Annotated in this window: 8 protein-coding genes; 6 read left to right on the plus strand and 2 right to left on the minus strand. The window is 58.0% G+C overall.

From position 1 onward, the window contains the following. Positions 1-24: 24 nt before the first annotated feature. Both AC2VLR_RS02460 and putA read left to right on the plus strand, forming a co-directional pair. Positions 25-2,832: a quinoprotein amine dehydrogenase, beta chain-like protein gene (locus AC2VLR_RS02460; protein WP_486880730.1), complete on the plus strand. Its 2,808-nt coding sequence runs from the start codon at positions 25-27 to the stop codon at positions 2,830-2,832. Between the two features lie 247 nt (positions 2,833-3,079). Next, the gene (gene putA, locus AC2VLR_RS02465) at positions 3,080-6,217 is read left to right on the plus strand and encodes a bifunctional proline dehydrogenase/L-glutamate gamma-semialdehyde dehydrogenase PutA (protein WP_486880713.1); all 3,138 of its coding nucleotides are present in this window, start codon (positions 3,080-3,082) and stop codon (positions 6,215-6,217) included. Between the two features lie 3 nt (positions 6,218-6,220). On the opposite strand, the gene AC2VLR_RS02470 is transcribed toward putA, so the two are convergent. Next, on the minus strand, positions 6,221-7,759 hold the full coding sequence (locus tag AC2VLR_RS02470; RefSeq protein ID WP_486880714.1) for a SulP family inorganic anion transporter: 1,539 nt from the start codon (positions 7,757-7,759) through the stop codon (positions 6,221-6,223). A gap of 183 nt (positions 7,760-7,942) precedes the next feature. On the opposite strand from AC2VLR_RS02470, the gene AC2VLR_RS02475 reads away from it, so the two are divergent. Genes AC2VLR_RS02475 through AC2VLR_RS02490 form a run of 4 tightly spaced genes read left to right on the plus strand, consistent with a single transcriptional unit; the run spans position 7,943 to position 12,603 of the window. Beyond that, the gene (locus tag AC2VLR_RS02475) at positions 7,943-9,382 is read left to right on the plus strand and encodes an efflux transporter outer membrane subunit (RefSeq protein WP_486880715.1); all 1,440 of its coding nucleotides are present in this window, start codon (positions 7,943-7,945) and stop codon (positions 9,380-9,382) included. Next, positions 9,379-11,541: an FUSC family protein gene (locus AC2VLR_RS02480; protein ID WP_486880716.1), complete on the plus strand. Its 2,163-nt coding sequence runs from the start codon at positions 9,379-9,381 to the stop codon at positions 11,539-11,541. Before AC2VLR_RS02475 ends, AC2VLR_RS02480 begins: the two co-directional genes overlap by 4 nt. Then, positions 11,531-11,731 carry a DUF1656 domain-containing protein gene (locus tag AC2VLR_RS02485; protein WP_215843016.1) on the plus strand — a complete coding sequence of 67 codons (201 nt, stop codon included), beginning with the start codon at positions 11,531-11,533 and terminating at the stop codon, positions 11,729-11,731. Before AC2VLR_RS02480 ends, AC2VLR_RS02485 begins: the two co-directional genes overlap by 11 nt. Next, entirely contained in the window at positions 11,728-12,603 is an 876-nt protein-coding gene (locus AC2VLR_RS02490) for an efflux RND transporter periplasmic adaptor subunit (protein ID WP_486880717.1), read from the plus strand. Before AC2VLR_RS02485 ends, AC2VLR_RS02490 begins: the two co-directional genes overlap by 4 nt. Positions 12,604-12,650: 47 nt before the next feature. On the opposite strand, the gene metE is transcribed toward AC2VLR_RS02490, so the two are convergent. After that, on the minus strand, positions 12,651-15,005 hold the full coding sequence (gene metE / locus AC2VLR_RS02495) for a 5-methyltetrahydropteroyltriglutamate--homocysteine S-methyltransferase (protein ID WP_486880718.1): 2,355 nt from the start codon (positions 15,003-15,005) through the stop codon (positions 12,651-12,653). Positions 15,006-15,083: the final 78 nt, after the last annotated feature.

Raw genomic sequence — 15,083 nt, forward strand, 5'->3', positions numbered from 1 at the left:
ACTGCCCACGATCCGCCAGAATCATTGCCCACCATCGCCCAGAATCACCGCCCACGATCATTCAGAATGACTGCCCACGATGGGCCAGAATACGCACATGCGCTGCCCTCGGGGCGGAAAGTTGGACCAGTCGGCACTATCAATGACACCGCTAATTTCCCGACCATGATTGTACCTTATTCCGGTGGTGTGGCTGTCCTCGCCAATGGTGCCAGTCCCTCCCAAAGTATTGAGCTCTTTGGTCCGCAGCTGCAAAGGCAGGCCCTGCTGGCCATTTACCGGGATGGCACGCCAAAAAAGCCCGTGAGTATTCCCTTACCGAATGGCACTGGTATTGCTGAAGCGCCGAGCGCCCCCTTGGCTGGTGGTGTGGCCTATCGGACCAAGGCCCAGCCGCAGGAACTTGCGGCTGACGCTGCTGCCACCCTGCGTTCCGAGGCCAGTAAAAAAGCGCTGGACGCCACGGTAGTCGGCCACGGCGATCTCTTTCAGGGATTGACTAGCGGCCCGGACGGCACCCTCTATGCGACGGGTGGTGTCTCTGATCAGGTGCTGGCCATGCGGATGGTGGATGGCAAGCTGCAGGTGATCCATCACTACAGCCTGCAATGGCAGAAATTTCCCAAGGATCAGTATCCCTATCAATATCAGGGGGATCAGGACAAGCCCTACCTCTTTTATCCGGATTCAGTAGCTGTTGGGCCAGCGGGAAAGCATCTTTATGTGACCGGTATGCTGTCCAACAGCCTCGCCCGGATCGATATTGCCAGCGGAAAGACCGACTACGTCAATGCCGGGGCCTATCCTTTTGCGGTAACTCTGGCGGATGACGGCAAAAGGCTGGTGGTCAGTGACTGGGGAGGCAATGGCGTGACGGTGATCGACCGCGCCACTTTTCGGACCCTCGGGCAGATTGCTACCGGTCCCGAAGAAACGGCCGCAAGCACGGGTGCGGGTGTTCATCCTACGGCTATGACGGCCATCCCGGGAAGCCCTGATGTGCTGGTGGCTGATGCCAACGCCGATCGGATAGTAGAGGTGAACACGCAAACGCTGAAAATGGTACGGGTACTGGATGATAGTCCTTACCCCGATGCCTTGCCCGGAAGCTATCCCGATGGCCTGGCAGTAGCCGACGGCAAGATTTTTGTCGCCAATGCCGGCAACGATGATGTCGCCGTTTTTGACCTGGCCAGCGGCAAGGCGCTGGGGCTGATTCCCACAGGCTGGTATCCGACCGCGCTGACGGTGCATGACGGAAATCTCTACGTTGTAGCGGGCAAGGGCTTGGGTAGTGGACCTAATATTCATTTTCAGTGGGTCGGTGACATGATGAATGGTCTGGTCCAGAAGGTTTCGCTGTCCGCGTTGGGCAGCAAACTTCCGGAATGGACGCAACAAGTGCTGGAAAATGATGGGTTCAGCCCGGCCCAGCGTGCTGCTCGCCATGGGGCAGATGTCAAAACCACCGACTGGCTTCATCAGCACATTCACTATGTAGTTTTCATTCTGCGCGAGAATAAGACCTTTGACGAAGATCTGGGCAAATATCAGGCAGCAGGGCACTGGGCGGATCCCAAGCTCGACCTCTACGGGCCCCGCGAGCTACCCAATCTCTATCATCTGGCCGCCCACAACACCCTCTTCGTCAACTTCATGGCCGACGGTGAAGTAACCGCTCAGGCCCACCAATGGACTACCGGTGCCTCTGACTCGGATTTCGTCCAACGGACCTGGCCGGAGTATTACTCCCAGCGCGGACTGGTAGGAAATCCCGGCTGGACCCAATCATTGCAGCCGGGTAAGCCCGGCGCCAACAATCCCTTTGCTATTTATCAGAATCTTTCGGTGCTGGGGCACTGGTCCAACCCCTGGATCAGTTATCCGGGACGGCTCTTCCTCTTCAATGATCTGTTGGAGCATCAGGTTTCTTTTGAGGATTTTGGTGAGTTTGTTTCCCGCTCCAAGGCCGGGGCCATCTCGAAGGTCATGCAAACGCATCTGGCGACGGACTTTCCGGCCTGGGATCGGATGATTCTCGATACCGACCGGGCCAAGCTGGCCATTCACTGGCTCCAGCAGCATCCAGGGGCTCAGTTCCCGCACTTCATTTATATCTGGCTGCCCGATGACCATACGGCGGGTCGCAAGGCCTGTTACTACTCGCCCGACTACTATGTGGCCAACAATGACCATGCCACGGCGCAATTTCTGCACTACCTTTCCACCACGCCGCAATGGAAACACATGGTGGTCTTTCTCAACGAGGACGATGCCCAGTCGGGCGCCGATCACATCAATGCCCACCGAACTTTTGCGCTGGCCATTGGTCCCTGGGTAAAACAGCACTATCTGGAAACGACTCAGTATTCCCAAGTCAATATCGTCAAGACCATCGAAGCGATTTTGGGGCTCCCGCCCATGTCGCAGTGGGACAGTAACGCCGCCGTCTTTTCGGGAATCTGGACAGATCATCCCGATTTTGCTCCCATCCCGGTGCTGCCCATGCAGGTTCCTGTCCGTTTCAATCCGGGCACCTGCAGCAACCACGTGCTGTTGCGACGGGAAGCGGGAGCCACAGGCCATGCTCTGACCGCCCAGTGGCTGGAATCCCATACCAGTCCCCATGGAGCCAATCAGTCTTTGCCGGATGCTGCGGCCAGTTATACGCCTACCAGCCTGCTCAAGGTTCCTGGTCCTGAGCAAATGCGTCAGGAATGGATTGGCGCCAAAGGGACAAGGTCTTACGCGCAGGTCATGGCGTATCTGCATGATTATGCTGCCAAGCATCATGCCCCGGTTTCTTACTATGTGGCCAATGATGGAGATTAAGCCGATATAACAAGGAGAAACATCTTCGAGCCCGGTGGTTCGAGGGTGTTTTACGGCTGATGCAGCATGCTGCCATAGTCACCCACCCTTGCATCCAATAACCGAAATATGACACCCTTTATGACAAGATCTTTACAAGAGATTTTAGTGCTGGGACAAAACAGCCCATAAAATCCGCAGAAGCTAAAAGGAGGCAGGCACAGGCTGATCATGAACCCGATTACCTGCTGCAAGGAGCCTTATTGGAATGTCTCAAACCCGTTTGTATGCAGTTTCAGCTTCACCCGATGCAGTTCATCAACCCCTGGGGTCATTGGACGCCGCCAGTTTGCTGCCGCCTCCCTACCGGGACGAGCAAGAGCAGGTCAACGCTCTTCTCCTGGCTCTCGGCGACAAGCTCAACTGGCTGGAAGTAATTGACCAGGCCCGTCCCTGGGTGGAAGCCGTGCGCAAGCAGCCGGCACCGTTCTGGGCCCTGGAGTCTCTGCTCAAAGAATACCCCATCACCAGTGCCGAGGGCTTGGCTTTGATGCGTCTTGCCGAGGCTTTGCTGCGCGTCCCGGATACCGGTACGGCCGCGCTGCTGGCCGCAGATCAACTCGGACGGGCCCGTTTTGCTGGAGAAGAAAAGCAGTCCTGGATTACCCAGATTTCGGGTCGGGTGCTGATTTTGTCGCGTCGCCTGCTGGCCGAAAAGGAAACCCGCAATCTGGTGCAGCGGCTTGGGATGAACACGGTGGTGACCGCTGCCGTGCGCGCCATTGCCCTGCTGGGGCGGCAGTTTGTGCTGGGGCAGGATCTGGGCGAGGCGCGGCGTCGGGCCGGAGAGGCCAGAAAAAAGCAGCCCTTATTGTCCTATTCCTACGACATGCTCGGAGAAGGCGCCCGCAACAGTGCCGATGCGGCCCGTTATGCAGCAGCCTATGAATCTGCTTTGCGGGCTCTGGCGACACAACCCGGCAATGGTGGCCCCCGGGAGCGCGATGGTATTTCCATCAAGCTATCGGCTTTGCATCCGCGCTTTGAAGAAGCCCAGCGTGGCCGTCTTTGGCAAGAACTTTTTCCCAAGTTACAGCAACTGGCAGAGCTGGCTGCCCAAGGGCGACTGAATCTGACCCTGGACGCGGAAGAAAGTGATCGTCTGGAGCTCCAGCTCGATATGCTCGATGCCCTGCAACAGCATCTGGCGCGTAATGCGGCTTACGCCGGGTGGGAAGGATTGGGTATTGCCGTGCAGGCCTACCAAAGCCGCGCCGATACGGTCATTGAAGAAGTATTGGCCCGCACCCGCCGCAATCAGAGCCGCTTGATGCTGCGTCTGGTCAAAGGGGCTTACTGGGACATGGAAATCAAAAGAGCCCAGGAAATGGGTCTGCCGGGATACCCGGTTTTTACCCATAAGCATCATTCGGATATCAGCTATCTGGCTTGTGCGGCGCGCCTGCTTGAAGCCGCCAATGGTCCCCAGGCCCTGGTTTATCCACAATTTGCCACCCACAATGCGGCGAGCATTGCCGCCGTGTTACGGCTGGCTGAGCAGCAGCCCGACGCCCGCTTTGAAATGCAGCGCTTGCACGGCATGGGAGAGGGGATTTATCGCGAAGTATTACGCCAGGGTTCTCTTCAGCGTCTGCGCATTTATGCACCCGTAGGGCGTCACCGCGATCTGCTGGCCTATCTGGTACGGCGCCTGCTCGAAAATGGGGCCAATACCTCATTTATTCATCAGTTGGCCAATCAGCATGTGGCTGCTGAGGATCTCCTGGTGAGTCCCCTCTGGCGTGCAGAAGAAGCAGCACTGCCCAGTCCTGCAGAGATCTATGGTCACCTTCACGGTGAACGCCGTCTGAACAGCCAAGGAATGGATATGACTTATGACACTGAACGCAGTCCGGTACTGGCCGCCGCCCGGGCGTTGCACGTAGCGACTCCCGAAGAAATGACGGCGGAAGACGTCGAACCACTGATGCATACCCTCCATGCCGGACAGGTCCGTTGGGATGCTCTGCCGGTGGAGCGGCGCGCCGAGATTTTGACTCAGGCTGCTGATCTATTGGAGTCCCGGCGCGAGTCCATGCTCGCCCTGGTGATGCGTGAGGCCCACAAAACCCTGGCAGATGCGGTTGCCGAACTGCGTGAGGCCGTAGATTTTTGCCGCTATTATGCTATTCAGGCCAAAGCCCTGATGCGCAAGGAGATACTCCCTGGTCCAACGGGTGAGACGAATTCCTTGAATCTTCGGGGGCGGGGCGTGTTTGTCTGTATCAGTCCGTGGAATTTCCCCCTGGCAATTTTTGCAGGGCAGGTAGTTGCGGCGCTGGTGACCGGGAACAGTGTAGCAGCCAAGCCCGCCGAGCAAACCATGGCCATAGCCAAAGCCTTTGTGGAACTGCTCTGGGAGGCAGGAGTTCCCCGGGATGCCCTGGCGCTGATGCCCGGTGCCGGTGAAACCGTGGGTGCGGCGCTGGTGGAGCATCCTCTGGCCGCCGGAGTGGTTTTTACCGGTTCAACCGCGGTCGCCCGCCATATTCATCAATCCCTGGCGGTGAAAGACGGCCCCATCGTTCCTTTGATTGCCGAAACGGGCGGCATCAATGCCATGATTGTGGATTCCACTGCCCTGGCGGAACAGGTGGTGGATGCGGTTATTGCTTCGGCATTTCGTTCCGCCGGACAACGCTGCTCGGCACTGCGTCTGCTCTGTCTGCAGGAAGAATGCGCGGATGAAATTCTCACCATGTTGACCGGCGCCATGCAGGAGCTGGTGATTGGTCCGGCGCTGGATTATGCCACGGATGTGGGCCCGGTGATTGATGCCGAAGCCCAGTCTCATCTTGTGGAACAAATCGGCCGGATAGAGCAGGGCGGCGGTAAATTGCTGGCGCGTACCGCCTGGCCGACGGCTTTGCTGGAGCGTGCCCGGGGCGGGGATACGTCCCTGGCCCTGACCATGCCGGATGATCAACAGCGGGATCTGCATTTTATCGCTCCCTGTGCTTATACCATTACTCAGGTTGGTCAGGTTCGCGAGGAAGTATTCGGGCCGGTGTTGCAGGTAGTCACCTGGAAGGCCGGGCAAATCGATGCCTTGATCGACGCCGTCAACGCACTGGGATTCGGACTGACCCTGGGTGTACAGACCCGGATTGATGGTCGGGCGGCACACATCGCCGCGCGCTCCCGCTGCGGCAATGTCTATGTCAATCGCAATATGATTGGTGCCGTGGTGGGCGTACAGCCTTTTGGTGGGGAAGGATTAAGTGGCACCGGACCCAAAGCCGGAGGCCCCCATTACCTGCTACGCATGGTGGCGGAACAGGCGGTGAGCATTAATACCACGGCCGCCGGGGGTAATGCGGAGCTGCTGGCGCAGGGCCGCCTGTAAAGCTCAGACGCGGGACTTGAGTACGGGTGTGTCGAAATTCTGCTCCCGGAGCTGAATGTTTTTGAGCACGGCTGCCCGCTCAAAATCGCGGATGACTTCGAGCACGTCATGATCGATGAAGCGCACCTTTTTCCCATCCAGAATCACTTCCGCGCCTCTGGGCAGTCTTTCCAGAATATGGGAGAGGCGCGCCTTGTTGATGAAGGTGACTTCCCGGTTCAGGGAGATTTTATAGGCGTCACCTTCCCGGCCAATATCGATGGCACTGTGATAATTGGCCTTGAGTACAAAGAAAATCCCGGCAAGCAGCCCGATGACAACGCCGGTAATGAGGCTGGTGAAAAGAATGGCGATAATGGTGATGAGGAAGGGTAAATACTGGGATTTATCCAGACGGAACATTTTCCTGAAAATGTGCGGATGGGCCAGTTTGAAACCGACAAAAATCAGGATGGCCGCCAGGGCTGCCAGTGGGATGTGATTCATCAGTCTGGCCAGAAAAAGTACCGCCAGGAGCAGGAATATACCGTGTAGAAAGGCGCTGGCTTTAGTCCTGGCACCGGCAGCGACGTTGGCCGTGCTGCGGACAATGACCGCCGCAACCGGCAGTCCGCCGATCAATCCGCTCGCGATGTTGGCAATCCCCTGCCCGAGGAGTTCACGGTCCAGGGGCGTCCGCCTTTTGAAGGGATCGAGTTTGTCAGACGCTTCAATGGAGAGCAGGCTTTCTAGGCTGGCAATAAAGGTGATGGCGACAGCCGCAATCCACACGGTTTTGGAGCCGATCATTCCCCAGTCCGGCATTTGCAGCATGCCCTGCAAATCGGCCAGGGAGCGGATCACCGGCAGATTGACCAGATTGCTTTTGTCGATGGCCAGCCCCGGCAGAAAATGCACAAAGAGCAGGTTGAGCAGCGTTCCCAATACCACCGCCATCAGCGGACCGGAGAGCCAGGTTTGTTTGCGTAGAATCGCCACGTTGTCCCAGAGAATCAGAATGGACAAGGCCAGGACACTGACCAGCAGCGCCCCCCACTCAACATGTGCCAATGCTGACAGTATGGCGCTGAAGGTGTTTTCCCCATGGCTGTCCCAAAAATCCTGATTGCCGAATTCACCGATATCAAAGCCAATGGCGTAGGGAAACTGCTTGAGAATGATGATGATGCCAATGGCCGATAAAATGCCCTGAATGACGGCAGAGGGGAAAAAATAAGCAATGACGCCAGCCCGGAACAGCGCCAGAATGATCTGGATAGCGCCGGCGATGACACCGGCGAGCAGCAATGCCGGAAAGCTGTGCAGGCTTTCCATGGCCACCAGCAGGGTGGCGACAATAGCCGGAGTGGGGCCACTGACGGCCAGGGCTGAGCGGCTGAACAGGGGTACCAGTAGCCCGCCCAAAATGCCGGCTATCAAACCCGCTAGCAGAGGGGTTCCTGAAGCCAGCGCGACGCCGAGGCAAAGGGGCATGGCGACCAGGGCCACCACTAGCGCAGCGGGCACATCTGCACGCAGATTATGGAGGGGCGAAAGATGCATAGGCTGTCCCTGTAAAAAGCGCAAGAAGGCTCGTCTGGATTCTATCTTTCCTGTCTGTGCATCGACAAGCCGTCATTAGGGTGGCGGTTGCGCTTGCCGTTCTCCTGCCCGTGTTGCTGGGATCGTGTTGAAGCGGTAATCTCGGCAGCGCAAGAGATGTTGCTTATGCTGGGAGTGTAGCCGTTGCGACGTGGGTATTTTGTGGCCTGGGCATTGCTGATGCTCACCGGTTGTGCTCCCCGGATGCCGCATTTGGCGGCACCCGACAAAATCCAGAACCTGCGGATCAGCCCCGTACTGGTGGCGGGAAGATCTACCACGCCGGCACAGTCCGATTGGTGGCGATCCTTACTGAATCCTGCTGAACAGAAAATTCTCCAACTGGCTTTGTCCAAAAATCCTGATCTGGCTGTTGCCGAAGCGCGGGTGCGCCTGGCGGCGGCGGATTTGCGCGAGGCTGGCGCTCAGCTTTTACCCCAAGTCCAGACCAGCGGTCAGGTGGGTATCAGCCAATGGACCAAAAACCAGTTTTATCTGCCGCCTTACGCGGGCGAATCTTCCTGGAATAACGCCCTGAAGCTGGATTTTTCGTACAACCTGGATATCGGGGGACAAGAACAGGCCCGCGCAAAAGTCGCTCAATATCGTTTGGGTATTGCCGAGCAACGCCGCCGGGCAGCCGTGTTGCTGTTGGAAAATGCGGTCCTGCAACAAATGCTGGCGGTACGGGCTGACGCTGCCATCCTGGCGGAGTTGCATCAGGAACAGACGCTACTGCTGCAGATTCAGGAAATCGAGAAAGAGCGTTACCAGCAGGGACTGGCCGACTCGCTGATTGCCCTGGGCTACGCCCAGCGCATTTCCAGTCTGCAGGAAGACATCGTCATCCAACAGGCCAAAGCCCGCAAAAACCGACAGGCTCTGGCCGTGCTCTGCGGCGTGGGTACCCGGTTGCCCAGGGACCTGGCGGCCACGCCGGTCCTGATGCCCCTGTCCGGCTGGCAGATTCCCCAGCAGATTCCCGCCGCATGGATTGCGGGGCGTCCCGATGTGCTGGCCCGCCGCAGCGCCATTGAGGCTGCCGCAGAAGCTATCCATGTGGCGCGAGATGCCTATTATCCCAACGTCAATATTGTCGCTTTTGCCGGTGGCCTGGCGGCAGCCGGCAGCTTGTTCACTTTTTTGCACCCCGGCTCCCTGCAGGCTGGAGTAGGGCCGGCTATCAGCTTGCCCCTGTTTACCGGTGGCCGTCTGCGGGGCAAATTTGATGCTGCCCAGGCTGATTATCATCTGGCATTGGCGCAGTATCAGCAGAGTCTCCTGCAGGCCTTGCGGCAGGTTACAGCGACTTTGACCGATTTACAGGCTGCCGGTCAGGAGCGTGCCAGTCTGGACCAGCGCGACCAGCTCCTGCAGCTTCAAAAGCGCCTGCAGCAACAGCGCTATCAAGCGGGACTCAATAATGCCCTGCCCGAACTGGAAGTCAAACTCACCCTGATCGACAACCAGCTGCAACAAACGCGACTGGACGCCCGTGCCCGGCAATCCCTGATCAATGTGTATGCGTCCCTGGGCGGACGAGTGATTCCGGACACCTGGTTCCGGCATCGGCAAGCACCATGAGTCCGGCCACTCTTGCCGGTCGCCAAAACTGGCAGGCTTTCTGGCAGGTTTTCTGGCAGCATAAGGTGCCAGACTGGATTTTCTGGGGTAAGACCGCCCTGGCGGCGTTGTTGGGGCTCTGGTTGGCCTATCGCTTTCAGCTCGATTCCCCCGGCACTGTGGTCATTACCGTATTCATTGTCATGCAGTCACGCAATGGCATGGTTCTGGCCAAGAGCTTTTATCGCGCCATTGGCACCATCGTCGGAAGTATCGTGGCTTTGTTACTGGTGGCGGCTTTTCCCGATGCGCGTTTCGGGTTTTTGGCGGGCCTCGCGCTCTGGGTGGGCTTCTGTACGGCGGGTGCCCGGTATTTCCGGAATTTCCAAGCCTATGCTTTTGTGCTGGCGGGCTATACGGCGGCCCTGGTAGGGGTGCCCGCCGCCCTCGACCCCGGCCACGCATTTTATATCGGGGTGGCGCGCCTCAGCGACGTGATGCTCGGGATTGTAGTAGCCTCGGTGATCAGTGCCCTTGTTTTTCCGCAATCGTTGGAAGATCTGCTGCGCCAGACTGCCCGGGCCAGACTTCAGCATTTTTTGCGCAACACCCTGCGGGTGCACGATGGCGGCGTGGCCCGCGCGGACTGGATGGTTTTACATCTGGAAGCGATTCAGGAGACCTTGCAACTGGACAGTTATCGTTCCAGCAGTCTCTTTGAAAGTGCCAGGGGACGACAGCACAATGAACGCACCCAGCAGATGATCGCCGATATGATGATGGCCTCTGGCGCCCTGCACTTGTTGAACAGCCATATTCGCCGGCTCCGGCGGCCCGAATTGGCGGCTCTCGGTGATCCGGTCAAAGCGCTGCTTGCGCCGCTGCGCCAGGACCTCGAAAAACTGCAGGAAAATGTGCAAGCCAACGGGACCATGCTGGTGCATCTGCCTTTGCAGCAGGTGCTGGAGCGCACGGTCGATCAACTGCAGACCTTGCGCCGGGATTTACGCGCTTCCTTGAACCCCGATCAGGCTCTGGCTCTGGATAGTCTGATTCTGCTGCTAACCCGGTTTTTGGCAGAATTACTGCGCTATCTGAACAGCTACGACCATTTCCGCGATCAGGATTTACCCCCGGTGACGGGGGCTAGTCCGTCGGCCACTTTTGATCGCCCCCCCACAGAAATTGTCCAACCCCTGGGCGCGGCTCTGCGCAGTATGCTGGTTGTGGCGGCCGTAGCATTTTTCTGGCTGCAGGCTGCCTGGCCGTCGGGACCCGCCGCCTTGATCATTGCCGTGGTGCTCAGTGCCCTCTTTTCGACTTTTCCCAATCCTCTGGCTTCGGTTCGCCAGATGGGTTTCGGTATTGTCGGGGCATTTCTGGCAGCTCTGTTTTTCAGTCTGGAATTGCTGCCCAGAGTGCAGGGTTTTCCGCTGCTGGCATTGGCTCTGCTACCATTTTTTCTGATATCGCCCTGGTTGCTGACCCGTACCCGCTGGTCAGGTACCGCCGCCGGTTTTGGGATATTTTTCCCGCAGCTGGCGATTCCTGCCAATGATCAGGCCTTTTCTTATGTGGAGATGCTCAATACGGGAGTCGCCGAACTCCTCTCGGTGTTTCTGGTGGGGATTGCCTTTTTCCTGATTTTTCCGGTAGGCAATAGCTGGGAGCGCCGCCGACTGTTGACGCATTTGCAGCAATGGGTACGCAGAGTGGCCAGTGACCAGGTTTCCCCTGGACTGCGCAGTCAGTTTGAGTTGGAAAGCCGAGAATATCTGCGCTTGCTGGCCGCAGATCTGGCACCTCAGCAAACCCGTGACGTTGAGGTACTGCGTGAGGCCATGCGTCTGAATGAGTTGGCGGAGGCCCTCCTGCAGCTCCGAATTTTACTGAATATGCAGACGGATAGAGAACATCCTCTGCAACGTTATCAGGAACAGTATGTGACGCCCCTGCTGCAGATTATTCAGCAAAGTCGCGAGGTTCCCGCAACGGCAGAATATCGGGCGCGGGTCCGGGCTATTCTGGATGCCGTGGCTGGGTTGCCGGAGGAAAAAGTGGACCCGGCCCTGCACCCGATTCTGCCGCCCAACGCCCTGTTTCAAGTTTATGTGCATGTGATTGCCAGCGTGTCCCGGCGTCTGTCTGTAGCGACAGAGGAACATGCCCATGCCCGTTGAAATGGTCATTTTTGGCGCGCTGGTGCCTACTCTCCTGCCGGTATTGGCTCTCAGTGTCCTGCTCTATCTACTCCTCGATAAATGGAGCAGCCGCTGGAATCTGGAGCGCTGGATATGGCATCCAGCCCTGTTCCGCCTGTCGCTGTTCGTCATTATTTTTTCGGCCCTCGCCCTGGGAGTGTATGGATGATCCGCCGCCTCGTTCGTGTAGTTTTGACCCTTCTGGTGCTGACTCTTGCACTTTATCTGGGCTGGCGTTTATGGCATGCCTATATGGATCTTGCGTGGACGCGGGATGCGGTGGTTCAGGCGCAGATTGTCGAGATCAATGCCGATGTCAGTGGCCGGGTCACGCAGGTTTTTGTCAAGGACAACCAGTCGGTGCCGGCGGGAGCCCTGCTGTTTCGGGTTGATCCGCGTCGCTATCAGCTGGCCCTGGATAAAGCCCAGGCTGCGCTTGCCGTAGCCAGCACCCGCCTGGCTCTGCGACGCGAACAGGCAGCGCGCCGCGCCGCATTACCTGCTGCAGCGGTTTCTGCCGAGGCCCGCGCCGATGCCGTGCTGGCAGTGAATGTCGCGGCAGCACAACTGCGCGCCGCCCAAGCGGCCGTGCGTCTGGCAGCCTATGACTTGGGGCGAACGGTTGTGCGGGCGCCGGTTGCCGGGACCATTACCCATCTGCGCTTGCGGGCCGGTGACTATGCAACCCAGGGTCAGGGATTGCTGGCCTTGGTGGAAGCCAAGTCCTACTGGATTGATGCTTATTTTGAGCAGACCCGCCTGCAGGGTGTGCACATTGGTGAGCATGCCCGGATCACCCTGTTGGGCGCGCATGAGCGTTTGTCCGGCATTGTGGAGAGCATTGCGCCGGCTATTGCTGACCGCGAAAGTCAGACTGGCGAGAGGTTGCAGGCCAGGGTCCGGGCAAGCTTCAACTGGGTTCGTTTACCCTCGCGCATTCCGGTGCGCATCCGGTTACTCAAAAACCCCAAAAATTTCCCCCTGGTGGCGGGCATGATCTGCTCCGTACGCATCGAAAAAAGTCGCAGCATCAATAAATGAAAAGGCCCCGGTAAAGGGGCCTTGGTAATGCAACAATCCCGGAGGAATCAGACGTGCTTGGCACGCACCTGCTTGGCGGCTTCCACCATGTTTTCCAGGGCCGGGGTAACTTCTGCCCACTTGCGGGTTTTGAGTCCGCAGTCGGGGTTGATCCACAAGCGCTCGGCAGGGACCACCTTGACGGCTTTTTCCATCAGCCCCACCATTTCTTCGACACTGGGAACGCGGGGGGAGTGGATATCATACACACCGGGTCCGATTTCGTTGGGGTAATTGAAGGTGGCAAAAGCATCCAGCAACTCCATTTGCGACCGGGAAGTTTCGATGGTGATGACGTCCGCATCCATGGCCGCAATGGCAGGCAGAATGTCATTGAACTCCGAGTAACACATGTGGGTATGAATCTGCACGTCATCGGGAGCGATTTGCGCAGAAATCCGGAAAGCCCGGGAAGCCCAGTTCAGATAGTGATCCCAGTCCTTGCGCTTGAGAGGCAATCCTTCGCGGTAAGCGGGCTCGTCAATCTGGATGATGCCGATACCGGCGTCGATCAGGTCCTTGACCTCATCACGGATGGCCAGGGCAATTTGCAGGGCGGTTCTTTCCCGGGGCTGGTCATCGCGGACAAAAGACCACTGGAGGATGGTCACCGGTCCGGTGAGCATGCCTTTCATGGGGCGTTGAGTCAGGGACTGGGCATATTGGCTCCAGGCCACGGTCATGGGGGTGGGGCGGGATACGTCGCCGAAAATCAACGGCGGTTTTACATAGCGTGAACCGTAGCTCTGTACCCAACCATGGCGGGTAAAGGCAAATCCTGCCAACTGTTCACCAAAGTATTCCACCATGTCGTTGCGTTCAGGCTCGCCGTGTACCGGCACATCAATGCCCAGACGTTCCTGTTCTTTCACCACCAGGGCAATCTCCGCTTCCATCGCTTTCTGGTAGTCGGCGTTGCTCAGTTCACCCTTGCGATTCTGCAGCCGGGCCTTACGGATTTCCGGAGTCTGGGGGAAACTGCCGATGCTGGTGGTGGGGAAAGCAGGCAGCTTGAAACGCGCCCGCTGTGCTGCTTCGCGCGCCGGGAAAGGGCTGTGACGCTGTCCGTCATCCTGACCCAGACCCTCAAGGCGCTGGGCCACGGCCGGGTTGTGAATGCGCGGGGAGGTTTTGCGGGAATGCACGGCAGCGCGGGCGGTAGCCAGCTCCTGGGCAACGGCATCCACGCCGGCGTTGAGGGCACGACCGAGAATGGCGACCTCATCGAGCTTTTGCACCGAGAAAGCCAGCCAGGATTTCAGTTCGGCATCCAGTTCGTTTTCCTGATCCAGATCCACCGGGGTGTGCAAGAGGCTGCAGGAAGGAGCCACCCAGAGGCGCTCGCCCAACTGCTGATGGGCTGGTTCCAGCAGTTTCAGGCCGGCATCCAGGTCAGCACGCCAGACGTTGCGACCATCCACCACACCCAGGGAAAGCACTTTTTCGGCGGGAAAGTTTTTCAGGAAGCTGTCCAGTTGCTGGGGAGCGCGGCGCAGGTCCAGATGCAGGCCGGCCACCGGAAGGGCTTTGAGGACTTCGGCGTGATCGGCCACCGAATCAAAATAGGTCGCCAGCAAAATCTTGGGGCTTTTGCCCTTGCTGAGGGTCTGATAAGCCGATTCCAGAGCCTTGCGCCATTCGGCGGGAAGGTCCAGAGCCAGAGCGGGTTCATCCATCTGCACCCAGTCCACACCCATGCCGGCCAGTCGCTCAAGAATTTCGGCATACACCGGCAGCACCTTGGGCAGCAGAGTCAGACGATCAAAGCAGGCATTGCCTACCGGGGCGCCGTGACCATGACAGGCACTGTCATCATGATGATGCTGAGCCTCATGATGGGCTTCGGCGTTCAGGTCCTTTTCCTTGCCCAGCCACAAATAGGTGATGGGACCGACGAGCACGGGCTTGGCCTTGATACCCAGGGCCTGGGCTTCCTTGACCTGATCAAACAGGCGCTCGCTGCTCAGGCTGAAGGTCATGTTTTCGTGGAATTCCGGGACGATGAAATGGTAGTTGGTATCAAACCATTTGGTCATTTCCATGGCGGGCTGGGTGCTGGAACCACGGGCCATGGCAAAAAAGGTATCCAGACCGACCTGGGTGCCGGAAAAACCGTAACGCGGGGGAATGGCGCCAAGGGTGCAGCTCATGTCCAGCATGTGGTCATAAAGGCTGAAATCACCGACCGGAATCAGATCCATCCCACAGGTCTGCTGGATTTTCCAGTGGCGGTCACGTAACTGGGCAGCGCGGGCTTGCAGTTCCTTTTCGTCAATTTCTTTGGACCAAAAGCTTTCCAGCGCTTTTTTGAGTTCGCGTTTATGACCGATACGCGGAAAACCGAGACTGTGAACGGACGTCATGGGCATTACTCCTCTGCGAAAATTGAGGCCATCATGCCCTGCCCGGAGTCTCGGCTCAAGAGGGAATTTTTAGGTGTT

It is taken from the genome of Acidithiobacillus sp. TH-A117 (genome assembly GCF_057473465.1).